Raw genomic sequence first — 14300 nt, forward strand, 5'->3', positions numbered from 1 at the left:
ATGTGCTCACGGGTCTGCGGCATCGGGCCGTCAGCGGCGGACACGACCAGAATCGCGCCATCCATCTGCGCCGCGCCGGTGATCATGTTCTTCACATAGTCGGCGTGGCCGGGGCAGTCGACGTGCGCATAGTGGCGGTTCGGCGTCTCATATTCCACGTGAGACGTGGAAATCGTGATGCCACGAGCCTTCTCTTCAGGGGCCTTGTCAATCTGATCATAGGCCGTGAAGGACGCACCGCCGGCTTCAGCAAGAACCTTCGTGATCGCAGCCGTCAGCGACGTCTTGCCATGGTCAACGTGACCAATGGTGCCGATATTGCAGTGCGGCTTCGAACGGTTAAACTTCTCTTTGGCCATCGTTTTCTCTCAGTCGATCAGGCGCCCGCGCGGGCCGCAAAAAAGCTGATGTGGGATAGGGCGTTTCTGCAAGGGATGCAAGAGCCCCGTATGGACCCATTCCATTATGTCGCGCATACACCCTTCCACCCGCAACTCCAATAGAGGCGAAGATCCGAAAAGGAATATCCCCTGGAGACCCAGAAGAGGACATCTTGAAAACAAGAAAGACGGCTGGAGCGGGTGAAGGGAATCGAACCCTCGTATTCAGCTTGGAAGGCTGCTGCTCTACCATTGAGCTACACCCGCTTAGCCGTGACGGGTGCGAAACCGCGACACTGGCCTCGGCTCCATGAAATACGGGATGGTGGAGGAGGTTGGATTCGAACCAACGTAGGCTGAGCCAACGGATTTACAGTCCGTCCCCTTTAACCACTCGGGCACTCCTCCGCCCGTATTTTCAAGCACTTGCTGAACGCGCCACCTCAAACCAGAGGCCTGCGGGACACGTTGTGTGTCAGCCAGTGGCCGGCTTTATGTGAGCATGAGCCGAACAAGTCAACCACCAATCCGCACAAATGTCACAAGCCTGTGGAAGACTTCAACCCTTTCCGCCATGCACGCTTTTGCTTGCACCGGGCCCGGCGCTCTGACAAAGCCAATATCATGTCCGATGATTTTTCCAATCCGTCCCGCCCGCCCGCGCACCGCGCCGGCCCCTATCGTCCCGCTGGCAAGAAATCTGGCGGGGGCTTTGGCGCGCATCGCAACATGCGCCGCGACAAGGGCGGACAGAGAGGCGGCCCGCCCCCCTGGGCGGGAGAGGAAGATGTCGCCCTGCTCTATGGCTGGCACACGGTTTCCGAAGCGCTGGCCAATCCCAAACGCCACTTCCGCAAGATGATGGCGACGGAAAATGCCGTGCGTCGGCTTGAAGAAGCGGGAATCAGCCTGCCGCTTCAGCCTCAAATCGTGAAGCCATACGAGATCGACAAGCTGCTGGGGCCGGATGCCGTGCATCAGGGGCTGCTGGCGGAGGCCGATCCTCTCCCCTCCCCTCCGCTTTCCAAAGCCGCAAAGCATGATCTGGTGCTGGTGCTGGATCAGGTGACGGACCCGCATAATGTCGGGGCTATTGTGCGTTCGGCCGCCGCCTTCGCCGTGGGCGCCATCGTCACCACCGCCCGTCACAGCCCGGCCGCCACCGGCGTTCTGGCCAAGAGCGCATCCGGCGGGCTGGAGCATGTGCCCTTCTGCCGGGTCCAGAATCTGGCGCGAGCCCTCAATGAGCTGAAAGAGGGCGGCATGCTGGTGGTGGGCCTAGACAGTGAGGGGCCAGCCGATCTGGAAGACACCGCCCTGCGCGCGCCCATGGCGCTGGTTCTGGGTGCCGAAGGCAAAGGGTTGCGACAGCTAACGCGTGAAACCTGCGACACACTGGCACGAATCGACCTGCCCGGCGCAATCAAGAGCTTGAATGTCTCCAATGCCGCGGCGCTTTCTCTTGGCGTGGCGCGCCATGCGCTGAAGCGGCAGGCGGGGGGCTGAACACTTTACCCCCCTTTTTTCACGCACTCTTGCGGCTCTCTTGTACCTCTCTTGCACAGCCTCCTCTTGTTCCGAAGAAGAAGCACTGCTAGAGCAGGTGCATCGCCGCGTTAGCTCAGCTGGTAGAGCAACCGCCTTGTAAGCGGTAGGTCGTCCGTTCGATTCGGACACGCGGCACCATTTATCTCCTGACTTTTCAGCGTGTTAAGCCAACATAGGCTTGCTCTGCGAGTCGGCCATTTTGAGAACAAAAGAGGCCAATCCGGGAGTTTCGTCGCAGAAAGTCCCGGAAAAGTCCCGTCTCCTGCTTCAGAAGCAGGCAAGGCCCAGCACGCCTGAGACGCGGGGAGACCCTGCTCCATTTATCCTCCGCCTTTTCCCGACGGCGTTCAAATGCGGGCAAAAAAACATTTTCAAGGCCCGTGGCACAGGCAAAGCTGCCCGCTCTTGCTATCATGCACAACATCTGAGTGCCCTGAGGGGCGAGAGACGAGGGTCTCCCAATGTTGTTCGGTCTGGATATCTTTGTCGTCGTTCTGGTGGTGCTGGCCATTCTCACCGTGTTTGCCGGCGTCAAGACAGTTCCTCAGGGTTATCAATATACGGTGGAGCGCTTCCGCCGTTACACCAAAACCCTGACGCCCGGCCTGAACTTCATCGTCCCCTTCATCGACCGCATCGGCACCAAGATGAATGTGATGGAGCAGGTGCTGGAGGTGCCGACTCAGGAGGTCATCACCAAGGATAACGCGACGGTTGCGGTGGATGGCGTCGCCTTTTTCCAGGTGTTCGACGCCGCACGGGCTGCTTATGAGGTGGCGCATCTCAACACTGCCATCATGGCCCTGACCATGACGAACATCCGCACCGTCATGGGCTCGATGGATCTGGACCAGCTTCTCTCTCATCGCGATGAAATCAATGTGCGCCTGCTGCGGGTGGTGGATGCCGCCGCCGAGCCATGGGGCGTGAAGATCAACCGCATCGAGATAAAGGATATCGAGCCCCCGACCGATCTGGTGAACGCCATGGCGCGGCAGATGAAGGCAGAGCGTGAGAAGCGCGCTGTTATTCTGGAAGCGGAAGGCCAGCGCCAATCCGAGATTCTGAAGGCAGAAGGCCAGAAGCAAAGCCAGATTCTGGAGGCAGAGGGCCGGCGCGAGGCCGCCTTCCGTGATGCCGAAGCGCGTGAGCGTCTCGCCGAGGCGGACGCCCGCGCCACCCAGATGCTCTCCACCGCCGTGGAAAACGGAGATCCGGCCGCGCTTAACTATTATATCGCCGAAAAATATGTGAAGGCTTTCGAGGTTCTGGGGTCTTCGCCCAACCAGAAGGTGGTGCTGATGCCTTATGAGGGCACCGCCCTGCTCTCCAGCCTGGCCGGAATCGGTGAAATCGCGCGCGATGCCTTCAGCGCGGAAGGTGCGGCTGAACGGGCGAAAAAGCGGGATCAGGCCCGCCGTTCCGGCCCCACAGGGCCTTTCACTCCTCCTTCCGCAGGCTGAACACCATGCCCGACACCTCCTTTCTGGCGGAACTCGGCCCGTGGGGCTGGTTCGTTCTGGGTGGCATCCTTCTGGTGGCGGAAATTTTCGCTCCCGGCGCCTTTCTGCTGTGGCTGGGGCTGGCAGCCTTCATCATCGGCACCATGACGGCCTTTCTGGATCTGGCCTGGCAGGCACAGGTGGTGGCCTTTGCAGCTCTTTCCATCATTTCAGTTCTGGTCGGACGCTCCATCACGCCGCCGCCGGGCAAGGCATCCGACAAGCCTTTTCTCAACCGCCGGGCTGAAAGCTATGTTGGCCGTATCTATGTACTGGAAGAGCCGATGAGCGGCGGCGTCGGCCATATCCGCATTGGCGATACGATGTGGCGTGTTGAAGGGCCGGATCTGATGGTCGGCAGCAGAGTGCGCGTAGTCGCGGCGGAAGGCGTGATTCTGAAGGTTGAGGCGGCCTGAAGCCGCATTGAACGAATAACCCCGCTGACAAGCCCTGCTGATGAACCACGGGAAAACAGGCCCGCGCGCATTTTCACAAAGGCGCAACCATAAGTTCATTCTCCAACCTGGAACCGCTGCTTTTCCAGGCCGAAAATACCCGCAACGGGCGACACGCCACCCGGCACACATAGCAGATTAAGGTTCTTCAGGCACAGAGGCCCTGCCCTCAACCACTCTGCCGCACGCCCTTCGGCCTGCCCTGCCTCTGCCTGCCGCCATGCGCCTTGCCCTGCCTCCCAATCACCGCGTTTACGGCCTCTCGCGCCATTCTTTCTCCTTGCTGGCAACAAGATTGCTTGCCCATCCTGAAGCCTGCATTGGCGGGAGCGGCCACGCCCTCGCCCTCAAGACGGTGAGCTGATGTCCAACCACACCTCCCGCCCCACTTTTCGTCTGGCTCTGCGCGCCCTGCGCAGAACCAGCCCCAGTCGCAAGGCTGCCGCCTTCGCCGCCACGCTCACACTTGGCCTTGCCGCCGGGCTTCTGGCCGTGGCGCAGACCCAGAATGTGCATGCCCAAACGGCTCAACCCCAGATACCGCCTCGCCCGGTGCTGGATACGCCGGCCAAGGAACTGTTCAGCCAGGTGAAGGCCCCGGCGCAGATGAAGCCGCAGGCCATCGGCTTTTACTCGCGCGGCTGCCTCGCAGGGGGAGAGCCCCTGCCCACCACCGGGCCGGAACACATCGGCAAGGAAGAAGCCCCGCTGTGGCAGGTCATGCGCCTCTCCCGCAACCGCTATTACGGACACCCGGAGCTGATCGCATATGTCAGGCGGCTGGCGACCAGGGTGCCGCAGGTTTCAGACTGGAACGGCCTTCTGGTGGGAGATCTTTCCCAGCCACGGGGCGGGCCCGTCATGTCCGGCCACGCCTCCCATCAGGTGGGGCTGGATGTCGATATCTGGCTGACCCCCGGCCCGGAAAAGCAGTTGACCTCCATAGAGCGTGAAAAGCTCTCCGCCCTTTCCATGGTGCGTCAGGACCGGCGGGATATCGAGCCCGAAAACTGGACCCCGGATCACTGGAAAATCATCCGCGCGGCGGCTGAAGATCCGCGCGTGGAACGCATTTTCGTGAATGCCGCCATCAAGAAGGCACTGTGCCGCGAAGCTAGGGGCAATCGCAACTGGCTCTCCAAGGTGCGGCCCTATTGGGGGCACGATCACCATATGCATGTGCGCCTGTCCTGCCCCTCCGGTAGCCCCGAATGTCGCCCGCAGAAGCCCCCGTCACGGGGCGATGGCTGCGGCGCGGAACTGGCCTGGTGGTTTAGCGATGAGGTGCTGCACCCGAAGCCCGAACCCACCCCCGCCACGCCGGCCAAACCCAAACCCGAAATCATGCTGGACGATCTGCCCCGCACCTGCACCATGGTGCTGGACGCACCCTGAGGGCTTCTGCCCTGCTTGCTCTAAAGGCAGCAGAACACCGGCATGGCCCGGAAAGCCGGGCTGTGGCAGCATGGCGACAGCCATGCTCGCGGCTTCGGTGCCATGACACGGCCTGCGGAGGAAACGCCATGTCCGAACTTGCCGATCTTTTCCCCGGTTTTGCGGCCCATCATGTCGATACCCAGGCCGGGCGTCTTTTTTTGCGGCAGGGGGGACAGGGCAAACCGCTATTGTTGCTGCACGGTTTTCCGCAAAGCCATGTCATGTGGCACAAGATGGCCGCGCGACTGGCCGAGCACCACACCCTCATCATCGCCGATCTGCCTGGCTATGGCTGGAGCGCAGCCCCTTCCGGTGGTGAAAACCACATGCCCTACACCAAGCGCGCCATGGCCACCCTGCTGGTGGAGGCCATGGAAAAAATGGGCCATGCCCGTTTCAGCCTGATGGGGCATGATCGCGGGGCACGAGCCGGCTACCGGCTGGCCATGGATCATCCCGGCCGGGTGGAACGGCTGGTGGTGCTGGATATTGTGCCCACCCATGCCATGTGGCACCGTATGGATCGTGCGCGGGCTCTTCAGGCCTATCACTGGTCCTTCCTCGCCCAGCCCCGCCCCCTGCCTGAAAAGCTGCTTGCGGCCGACCCCATCTGGTATCTGGAATGGACACTGGCGAGCTGGAGCGGCACCCGCAATCTCAAGCCATTTGATCCGCGTGCGCTGGCCCATTATCGCGCGGCCTTCGGTTCACCCGACAGGCTCCATGCCATGTGCGAGGATTATCGTGCCGGAGCCACGCAGGATCTGGGCCATGACGAGGCCGATATTGCCGCCGGCCGCATTCTGCTGTGCCCCACTCTGGCCATATGGGGAGACGCCGGCATTCCCAGCCGCGGCGGTGATCCGCTGGAGGCATGGCGTGCGCTTTCACCCGGCATTACCGGCCAGCCTGTGCCCGCCGGGCACTTTCTGTGCGAGGAAGCCCCCGATGCAGTGGTGGATGCCGTACTCCCTTTCCTGCGGACTGAAGCCTGAACCCGATCTCCCGAACCTTCCCCCCCCATCTTGAAAGGTCTCAATATGTGGGGCTGTTTTGCATCAGGCTGAAGCTTGGCCTTGAGGCATCCCGGTACATAATGCCATAAGACACTGGATGCGTGAGGCATTTCGCATCCGTCAGCACCGCTCTGGCCACCGGCCGGATCAGGCCGTGAACATTCCAGCACATGTCCCGCACGCTGGATACGGCAAACAAGACACCAAAGCCTCGTCCTGCTCGGGGCATGAAGAAGGAAGGGTTTCATGGCCATCGCCGATGCCTTGAATGTTCGCGCGCGGGCGCCTCTGCGTCTTGGTCTGGCCGGCGGGGGCACGGATCTCTCGCCCTATTGCAACGAATATGGCGGCAATGTTCTCAACGCCACCATAGATCGCTTCGCCTATGCCCATATGCGCACCAACCGCATCGGCGCACTGGTGCTGCGGGCGCGCGATGTGGGGCTGGAAGAGGTGCTGGAACCCAGCCTGGATCATCCCATCAATGAAGGGCTGGTGCTGCATCGGGCCGTTTACACCCACATGATGCGCACCTATTGCGATGGGGTGGCGGTACCGCTCACCATGTCCACGACCATTGATGTGCCGGCCGGCTCCGGCCTTGGTGCATCTTCCGCACTGGTGGTGGCGCTGATCGAGGCCTTCCGTTCCGCGCTGCAACTGCCACTGGGGCCTTATGATGTGGCGCGTCTCGCCTTCGAGATCGAGCGTGTGCATATTGGCCTCGCCGGCGGCCGGCAGGATCAGTATTCGGCGGCCTTTGGCGGTGTGAATTTTCTGGAATTCCTGCCTGATGACCGGGTAATCGTGAACCCGCTGCGTATCCGTCGCGAGCATCTCAACGAATTCGAGGCTTCGCTGGTGATCTGCTTCACCGGCCAGTCGCGCCAGTCCGAAGCCATTATCAAGCAGCAGGTGGCGGGGCTGAAGCAAATGGATTCGGCCACCATCGCCCATATGCATGAGCTCAAGCAGGATGCCACGGAGATGAAGCTGGCCCTGTTGCGCGGGGATATTCGTCGCACGGCGGATATTCTCGGCCATAGCTGGGCGGCCAAAAAGGCCACGGCCGCCGGTGTCACCAATGATGTGGTGAACGAGCTGTATGATGCCGCCATGGCGGCCGGCGCGTGGGCCGGCAAGGTTTCCGGCGCAGGCGGCGGTGGCTTCCTCATGTTCCTTACCGACCCGGAAAACAGCTATCAGCTCATTCAGGCGCTGAACGAGGCCGGCGGCAATGCCAGTTCCGTGAAGTTCACCTTCGAGGGGGCTGAAGGCTGGCCCATTTCCGTCTGAACGGCATCGAATACAAGAACAGCACAAGAGGTGCGTAGTGGTAAAACAGTGTGTCATTCTCCTCGGCGGGCTGGGCACACGCCTTGGCGCTCTCACGGCAGATACGCCCAAGCCGCTGCTTCCGGTGGCCGAGGCCCCCTTTCTTGAGGTGCTGATCGGCGAGGCACGGCGACGTGGCTTTGATCGTTTCCTGCTACTGGCCGGCTACAAGGCCGATGTGGTGCGCGATTATATTGAGGGCACCGATGTGCCCGGCCGCTTCAATGCCACGGTCGAGATCTGCGTGGAGCCGGAGCCGCTGGGCACGGGTGGCGCGCTGGTAAATGCCCTGCCCCTGCTGGATGAAAGCTTCCTTCTGCTGAATGGCGACACCTGGTTCGATTTCAACTGGCTGGACCTTGCCGCCACCACGCTGGACACCGGCGCGGATTGCGGCATGGCGCTGCGGCTGGTGGAACAGCCGGATCGCTATGAAACCATTGCGCTGGATGGAAGCTGCATCACCGAGTTCCGCGCCCGGCAGGCTGGCCTGGAGCGAGCCCTCATCAATGGTGGCGTCTATGTGATGAAGCGCACCTGCCTTGAAGGCATGGCCGCCCCCTTCTCTCTGGAAGGCGCGCTGTTGCCCCGTCTTGCACAGGAAGGGCGTCTGGCTGGCGTCGCCTATGATGGCTTCTTCATTGATATTGGCATTCCCGAAACTTATGAGAATGCGCAAACCAGCGTACCCGCCCATCGCCGACGCCCGGCCCTGTTTCTGGATCGCGACGGCGTGCTGAATGAAGACACCGGCTATGTGCATGATCCGGCCCATTTCACATGGACCGAAGGGGCGAAGGATGCGGTGAAGCTGTTCAATGATGCCGGCTTCTATGTCTTCGTCGTCACCAATCAGGCCGGCGTGGCGCGCGGCTTCTATGATGAAGCCACCGTGCATCGCCTCCATGGCTGGATGGCGCAGGACATGCGTACCAAGGGTGCATCCATAGATGACTGGCGCTACTGCCCCTACCACACGCAAGGTGTGGTGGAACGCTACAAGTCCGCCCATCCCTGGCGCAAACCCGAACCCGGCATGTTGCTGGATCTGATGAAGCACTGGCCGGTCGATACCACCCGGAGCCTGCTTATCGGTGATCGGGATTCTGACATCGCCGCAGCGAAGGCCGCTGGTATTGCGGGGCATCTTTTCACGGGTGGAAACCTTCTGTCTCTCGCCCGCACCCTGCTGCCCGCACCCACACAACCCTAAAGGCACGCACGGATATGACGGCCACGAACATGCCTGACATTTCCACCTCCCCCGCCATTGCAAGCCTTGCAGATATTGCCGCCGAAGCTCGCCACTGGCTGCTGAATGTGGCCGCCCCGCTCTGGTCCGGCACCGGGCGGCTGGAGAAGGGCCTGTTCGTGGAGCGGCTGACACTGGATGGCCGGAGCGATGATGCTCCCCGCCGTCTGTTCGTGCAGGCGCGTGATGTCTATTCCTTCGGGGAAATCGGCCGTCTGGGCTGGCAAGGCCCATGGCGAGCCTTGTGTAACAGCACGGTCGATTATCTGCTGGCTCACGGCAAGCGGGCTGATGGCCTCTTCATTCACAGCTTCACCACAGATGGCACCGCGCATGATACCGAGGCCGATCTTTACGATCAGGCCTTCATGCTGTTCTGCCTCGCACATGCGTCCCGTGCGCTGGGCCGGCCGGAGCTGCTGGATGAGGCGGATGCCCTGATGGCCGCACTGGACAAGGGCTGGCGACACCCGGCAGGCGGATTTGCGGAAAAGGAAAAGCCCCGCTCCACCCGCCACCAGAACCCGCACATGCATTTCTTCGAGGCGTTCTCCGCGCTGTACGCCATTTCCGGCAAGGCGGCATGGAAGGCCCGTGCGGAAGAAATGGCGCAATTGTGCCGCGACCGCTTCATTGATTCGACAACTGGCGCGCTGCGGGAATATTTCACCGAGGATCTCGCCCCTGCGCCCGGCCTGGAAGGGCAGATTATCGAACCCGGCCATTGCTTTGAATGGGCATGGCTGTTCGAGGGGCTGGCCCGGTGGGGCTGGGCGGACGCCACGGCCATTTCAGACCGGCTCACCGCCTTTGGCCGCACGCATGGCATCAGCGCCACTCATGATGTTGCCATCAATGAGGTGACGCTGGACGGTACAATCCACAAACCCACCGCACGCCTGTGGCCTCAGACGGAGCGAATGAAGGTGGCCCTGGCCCGCCTGCGCCGCCTCAACACCATGGCAGAAGCAGAAGAAGCACGCCGTGCTTTTCGCGGACTGCAACTTTATTTCGACATGCCCGTTCCCGGAACCTGGCAGGATGTGCTGAACCCGGACGGCAGCTTTGTCTCCATGCCGGCTCCCGGTAGTTCGCTCTACCACATCACCTGTGCCATGGCCGAACTGCTGGACACGGTGGACGGCAGCAAGAGCTGAGAGACAGAGCAAACCTCTGCCCGCACCAGGCCAGAATGCAAAAGGGGGAATGGCTGGCCATTCCCCCTTCCCGAATCTGCTGTTCGGCCCTTCTCAGAAGGTTTCCGGCCCCGTCATGCCCGTGGCGACGGTAAGCAGCATGATGCGGAAATCCAGCCAGATGGACCAGTTCTCGATGTAATAGAGATCCAGTTCCACACCACGCTGGGCTTTCTCCACCGTATTGATGCCGCCGCGCATGCCATTGATCTGCGCCCAGCCGGTAATGCCCGGCTTCACCCGATAGCGCGCCACATAGTGCTGAATGGCCTGATAATGCACGCTGGGCGCGACAATCATGTTCGGCACATGCGGGCGCGGCCCGACAATGGACATATCCCCCTTCAACACATTGAAGAGTTGCGGCAATTCATCAATGGAGGTGGAGCGCAGGAAACGCCCGACCCGTGTGATGCGCGGATTATCCCGCGTGGTGCCAAGAGAGCCATCGTCGTTCGGGTCCACTGTCATGGTCCGCAGTTTGTAGACCATGAACACCTTGTTGTTGCGCCCCACACGCGGCTGGCGAAACATCACCGGTCCGGGAGACTCCAGCTTGATGGCCAGAGCCGCCAGCGCGAGAATAGGCGACACCAGAATGACGCCGATAATGCCCACGGAATAATCTTCCAGCCATTTCAACAGGCCGAGAGACCCCTTCATCGGCTGCTGTTGCACCTGAAGGGCCTGCTCACCCGCCATCATGGTGAGATGGGCATAATTCAAAGAAAAGCCTTCAGGGTCCATCTCCACAATCACATCAGCCGGCACCTGATAGAGCTTGTCCACCAGCGCACTGATGGCGCTGGGATCGCTCCAGGATTTGGTGACGATCACCGTATCAATGGGGTGGCGCTGCACATATTCCAGCAACTGTTCCAGCCCGCCCAGAACGGGAGGGTAATCTCCCCTGGCCGTTTCCCCGGCTGGCTTCTCATGCAGGCTGTCATCAAACAGGGCGAGGAAGGCATAAAGCCCCTGACGCCGCGGGCCAGACTGGCGATGACGATCCAGCAAGGCGCGGGCCCGCACCGGATCACCGAGGAACACCGCATTGCGGCGCAACACATCATGGCGCTGCACCAGCCACATGCCCAGATTCACCGGCACATAACGGCCAAAAAGGAAGGCTGCGGACGCCAGAATCGCCCAACCCAAAAATGCCTGCCAATTCAGGAGATCGCCGGGGATCATGGCGGAATAACAAGCTGCAACCACCAGCACCGCCGGCCCCCCGCCAATGAGGAGATGCAGGAACTGCCGTTTGTAACGGCGATAGTGCTCCACCCGGTAGGCCCCGCCCAGATGGAGAAGCTGCACAAAAATGACCGTGCCGACCACCCAGAGAATGGCGATCTGCCCCCAGGAGACAAACTCCCATTCCAGCCGCGCAATCACTGCGGCAAGTATCGACATCACAATATCGCAGAACACGATAAGGCGGTTGATGAGCCCGTGGGTCCAGCGCATCATCAAACAACTCCCCCAGCCCATTGAGGATCAGCCCGTGCCTGACCCTGTCGTCGTGCCTTCGTTTCTGCGCATCCAATCCGAAGGCGTCAAGGGTATCATCCTGCGGAATTTACGCTTTGTTTAACATCGCCATGAGGCGGGCCACGGGAGCGGTCCGTTGCGCCCCAGCGCCGCCTTATCGCCGGGCCTGAAAAAAACCGCGCAGAATGTCCGCAGCCTGCCGTTCTGCAATACCGCCATAAACATCTGGCGCATGGTGGCAGGTGGGCTGGCAGAAAAAGCGCGGACCATGCTCCACGCCGCCGCTCTTGGGGTCTGCTGCTCCGAAATAGACCCGCCGGATGCGGGCGAAGGAGATGGCCGCCGCGCACATGCCACACGGTTCCAGCGTGACATAAAGATCACAGCCGAGCAGCCGCTCGGACTGTAAAATCCGCCCGCCTTCCCGCAGCACCAGAATTTCGGCATGGGCTGTGGGATCGCTCAGTTCGCGTGTGCGGTTTCCGGCGCGGGCCAGCACCTCACTGCCCCGGACCAGAACCGCCCCGACAGGCACCTCGCCGCGCTCTGCCGCCGCGCGCGCCTCGTGCAGCGCCATCTGCATGAAGGTTCCCGACATGGGCTCCGCCCCTCCTTTTTGCCGGATTTTGCAATCAGGCTCTGCAATATGCACGCTCGCCGCGCCGGGCTGTGTGTGCTACTGCCAATCGACTCATTCGACCGCCCTGCCATTTGCAGAATCGTGCAGGTCCGGGCCCGTTTCGGGCCTCTGGTTTACCCTCTTGCTGCGAAGCCGTCTGCCCTTCGCCGAAACCTTTCAGATGTCGCGCAATTTACCGCCCCGCAAGGACAAGAACCGGGTTCCGCGCCAGAAGCGCGAACTCCCCCCCGCCCAGCACAAGGAAGCTGAGCGCATCGCCAAGGTTGTGGCGCGCGCCGGCCTTGGCTCCCGTCGCGAGATCGAGGAATGGATCCTGCAAGGGCGTATCGCCGTGAATGGCAAGGTGCTGGAAAGCCCGGCCTTCACCGTGACGGCGCAAGATCGCATCATGGTAGATGGCGAGCCGCTGCCGCAGAAGGAGCGCACCCGCCTCTTCCTCTACCACAAGCCCCGTGGCGTGGTGACCACCAACCGCGACCCGGAAGGCCGGCCCACCTTGTTCGAGCTTCTGCCCTCCGGTCTGCCGCGCCTTGTGAGCGTGGGCCGGCTGGATCTGAACTCCGAAGGGCTGCTTCTGCTCACCAATGATGGCGGCCTCGCCCGCGTGCTGGAACTGCCGGAAACCGGCTGGCTGCGCCGTTATCGCGCCCGCGCCCATGGCGATATCGACCAGGCCCGGCTTGATGCCCTGATGAAGGGCATCAGCGTCAATGGGGTGGAATATGGCCCCATCGAAGCCACGCTTGACCGCGTGCAGGGCTCCAATGCCTGGATCACCGTTTCCCTGCGCGAAGGCAAGAACCGCGAAGTGCGTAATGTGCTGGGTGCGCTGGGGCTGGTGGTGAACCGGCTGATCCGCATTTCCTATGGCCCGTTCCAGCTCGGTGACCTGCCCGAAGATGGCATCGAAGAGGTGCGCACCCGCGTGCTGCGCGACCAGCTGGGTGAAGATGTGACAGCCGCAGCCGGCGCAGATTTCGAAGCCCCGATTCTCGAACGCGAGATAGAAGAGCAGCCCGCGCCCCGCCCTGCGGATAAAGCGCCCCGCCATGGCGAACGCGGCGCGGAGACCGGACGTGACAAGCTCCAGCTTTCCGCCCCCCGTGGCCGCCGCCGGATGGCGGACAATAACGAACTGGAAAACCGCGGCACCGTTGCAGACCGGCGCGGCCGCAGCATTCAGGTGGAGCGCGTGGTTGCGCCCAAGGCGGATGACACGGCTGATATGGCCCCGCGCTCCGGTCGCCCGGCCCGTTCTGGCCGTGGTTTTGCCGAGCGTGATGAAGGCCAGCGCCGCTTCGGCCGCTTTGATGACAAGCGTGGCGAGCATTTTGCACGCGGGGAGCGTCCGCAGCGCGAAGGCCGCCGCTGGGATGAGCGCGGGAATGCAGATGAGCGGCCGCGCCACCCGCGTGGTGAACGCATTGGCGGCGAACATGCTGGCGGAGAGCGACCGCGCTTCGGCGCAGGCCGTAAGGCGGCAGGTGGTGCGACACGTGGTGCGGAAGGTGGCGCAGGCCGTCGCTTCGGCGCGCGCCCTCAATCCGACGAAGATCGCCCGCAGCGCCGGGATTTCACCCGTGGCCCGCGTCGTGAAGATGATCGCTCTTCCGCAGACCGGCCCATGCGTGAACGCGCCAGCGTCGAGCGTCCGTGGAGCGGTTCGTCCCGCAAGGACCGCCCCGCAGGGGAGGCCCGAGAGGACTTCCGCCGGGGAGGCTCACGCCGAGATGAGCGTGGCTCCGGCTCCCGCACGGGCGAAGGCCGGCCCTTCCGTGAGAAGCGGGAGGGGGATCGACCTGAAGGACGCAGCTTCAGCAAACCCGGCTTCAAAGGTGCACGCTCTGGCGGGCCGCGTGACGGAGGGGCCGGTGGCCAGAACCGGGGCAAGGGCTTTGGCTCGCGTCCATCTGGTGGCAAAGGCGACGCTGGAAATGGTGGCCCCAAAAGCGGCGGGCCCAGAAGCGGCGGGCCCAAAGGCGGGCCAAGGGGGGGCCGCCCCTCCGGGCGCCCCGGCGCACCGCGCAACAAGGGCTGAGGTACGC

The 14300-nt window shown here is 62.3% G+C and carries 12 protein-coding genes and 3 tRNA genes; 10 read left to right on the forward strand and 5 right to left on the reverse strand.

What is annotated here, in order from left to right:
• From ACT6QH_RS02800 to ACT6QH_RS02810, 3 genes are all read right to left on the reverse strand, one after another.
• Positions 1-359 (reverse strand): GTP-binding protein (locus ACT6QH_RS02800; protein ID WP_444973295.1); only part of this gene is annotated, 359 nt, incomplete at its 3' end.
• Between the two features lie 214 nt (positions 360-573).
• A tRNA-Gly gene (locus ACT6QH_RS02805) sits at positions 574-647 on the reverse strand.
• Between the two features lie 56 nt (positions 648-703).
• Positions 704-788, reverse strand: a tRNA-Tyr gene (locus ACT6QH_RS02810).
• Between the two features lie 216 nt (positions 789-1004).
• On the opposite strand from ACT6QH_RS02810, the gene rlmB reads away from it, so the two are divergent.
• The 9 genes from rlmB (at position 1005) to ACT6QH_RS02855 (ending at position 10082) form a co-directional block, all read left to right on the forward strand.
• The gene (gene rlmB, locus ACT6QH_RS02815) at positions 1005-1886 is read left to right on the forward strand and encodes a 23S rRNA (guanosine(2251)-2'-O)-methyltransferase RlmB (protein ID WP_444973296.1); all 882 of its coding nucleotides are present in this window, start codon (positions 1005-1007) and stop codon (positions 1884-1886) included.
• A 104-nt stretch (positions 1887-1990) separates the two neighbouring features.
• Positions 1991-2066: transfer RNA gene (locus ACT6QH_RS02820), tRNA-Thr, on the forward strand.
• 323 nt (positions 2067-2389) lie between these two features.
• Positions 2390-3391 (forward strand): SPFH domain-containing protein, encoded by a 1002-nt coding sequence (locus ACT6QH_RS02825; RefSeq protein ID WP_444973297.1) that lies wholly within the window; start codon positions 2390-2392, stop codon positions 3389-3391.
• Between the two features lie 5 nt (positions 3392-3396).
• Positions 3397-3846, forward strand: coding sequence for an NfeD family protein (locus tag ACT6QH_RS02830; protein ID WP_444973298.1), 450 nt, complete (start codon positions 3397-3399; stop codon positions 3844-3846).
• Between the two features lie 402 nt (positions 3847-4248).
• The gene (mepA, locus tag ACT6QH_RS02835; RefSeq protein ID WP_444973299.1) at positions 4249-5280 is read left to right on the forward strand and encodes a penicillin-insensitive murein endopeptidase; all 1032 of its coding nucleotides are present in this window, start codon (positions 4249-4251) and stop codon (positions 5278-5280) included.
• A 128-nt stretch (positions 5281-5408) separates the two neighbouring features.
• Positions 5409-6317, forward strand: a complete 909-nt coding sequence (locus ACT6QH_RS02840) for an alpha/beta fold hydrolase (protein ID WP_444973300.1) — start codon at positions 5409-5411, stop codon at positions 6315-6317.
• 267 nt (positions 6318-6584) lie between these two features.
• A complete protein-coding gene (locus ACT6QH_RS02845) occupies positions 6585-7634 on the forward strand; it encodes a GHMP family kinase ATP-binding protein (RefSeq protein ID WP_444973301.1) in 1050 nt (349 codons plus the stop codon).
• A 37-nt stretch (positions 7635-7671) separates the two neighbouring features.
• Complete coding sequence (locus ACT6QH_RS02850) at positions 7672-8886, forward strand: HAD-IIIA family hydrolase (protein ID WP_444973302.1); 1215 nt, start codon at positions 7672-7674, stop codon at positions 8884-8886.
• 29 nt (positions 8887-8915) lie between these two features.
• Complete coding sequence (locus tag ACT6QH_RS02855) at positions 8916-10082, forward strand: AGE family epimerase/isomerase (RefSeq protein ID WP_444973303.1); 1167 nt, start codon at positions 8916-8918, stop codon at positions 10080-10082.
• Between the two features lie 93 nt (positions 10083-10175).
• On the opposite strand, the gene ACT6QH_RS02860 is transcribed toward ACT6QH_RS02855, so the two are convergent.
• Entirely contained in the window at positions 10176-11594 is a 1419-nt protein-coding gene (locus tag ACT6QH_RS02860) for an exopolysaccharide biosynthesis polyprenyl glycosylphosphotransferase (RefSeq protein WP_444973304.1), read from the reverse strand.
• A 175-nt stretch (positions 11595-11769) separates the two neighbouring features.
• Entirely contained in the window at positions 11770-12213 is a 444-nt protein-coding gene (locus ACT6QH_RS02865; RefSeq protein WP_444973305.1) for a nucleoside deaminase, read from the reverse strand.
• 202 nt (positions 12214-12415) lie between these two features.
• On the opposite strand from ACT6QH_RS02865, the gene ACT6QH_RS02870 reads away from it, so the two are divergent.
• Entirely contained in the window at positions 12416-14293 is a 1878-nt protein-coding gene (locus tag ACT6QH_RS02870) for a pseudouridine synthase (RefSeq protein WP_444973306.1), read from the forward strand.
• Positions 14294-14300: the final 7 nt, after the last annotated feature.

It is taken from the genome of Haloleucobacter albus (genome assembly GCF_052492075.1).

What these genes read in the sequence shown, in the direction of transcription:
- ACT6QH_RS02830 (WP_444973298.1), top strand. Translation starts at nt 3,397, where the DNA reads ATGCCCGACACCTCCTTTCTGGCGGAACTCGGCCCGTGGGGCTGGTTC.
- ACT6QH_RS02825 (WP_444973297.1), top strand. Translation starts at nt 2,390, where the DNA reads ATGTTGTTCGGTCTGGATATCTTTGTCGTCGTTCTGGTGGTGCTGGCC.
- ACT6QH_RS02855 (WP_444973303.1), top strand. Translation starts at nt 8,916, where the DNA reads ATGCCTGACATTTCCACCTCCCCCGCCATTGCAAGCCTTGCAGATATT.
- rlmB (WP_444973296.1), top strand. Translation starts at nt 1,005, where the DNA reads ATGTCCGATGATTTTTCCAATCCGTCCCGCCCGCCCGCGCACCGCGCC.
- ACT6QH_RS02860 (WP_444973304.1), bottom strand. Translation starts at nt 11,594, where the DNA reads ATGATGCGCTGGACCCACGGGCTCATCAACCGCCTTATCGTGTTCTGC.
- ACT6QH_RS02865 (WP_444973305.1), bottom strand. Translation starts at nt 12,213, where the DNA reads ATGTCGGGAACCTTCATGCAGATGGCGCTGCACGAGGCGCGCGCGGCG.
- ACT6QH_RS02870 (WP_444973306.1), top strand. Translation starts at nt 12,416, where the DNA reads ATGTCGCGCAATTTACCGCCCCGCAAGGACAAGAACCGGGTTCCGCGC.
- ACT6QH_RS02840 (WP_444973300.1), top strand. Translation starts at nt 5,409, where the DNA reads ATGTCCGAACTTGCCGATCTTTTCCCCGGTTTTGCGGCCCATCATGTC.
- mepA (WP_444973299.1), top strand. Translation starts at nt 4,249, where the DNA reads ATGTCCAACCACACCTCCCGCCCCACTTTTCGTCTGGCTCTGCGCGCC.
- ACT6QH_RS02845 (WP_444973301.1), top strand. Translation starts at nt 6,585, where the DNA reads ATGGCCATCGCCGATGCCTTGAATGTTCGCGCGCGGGCGCCTCTGCGT.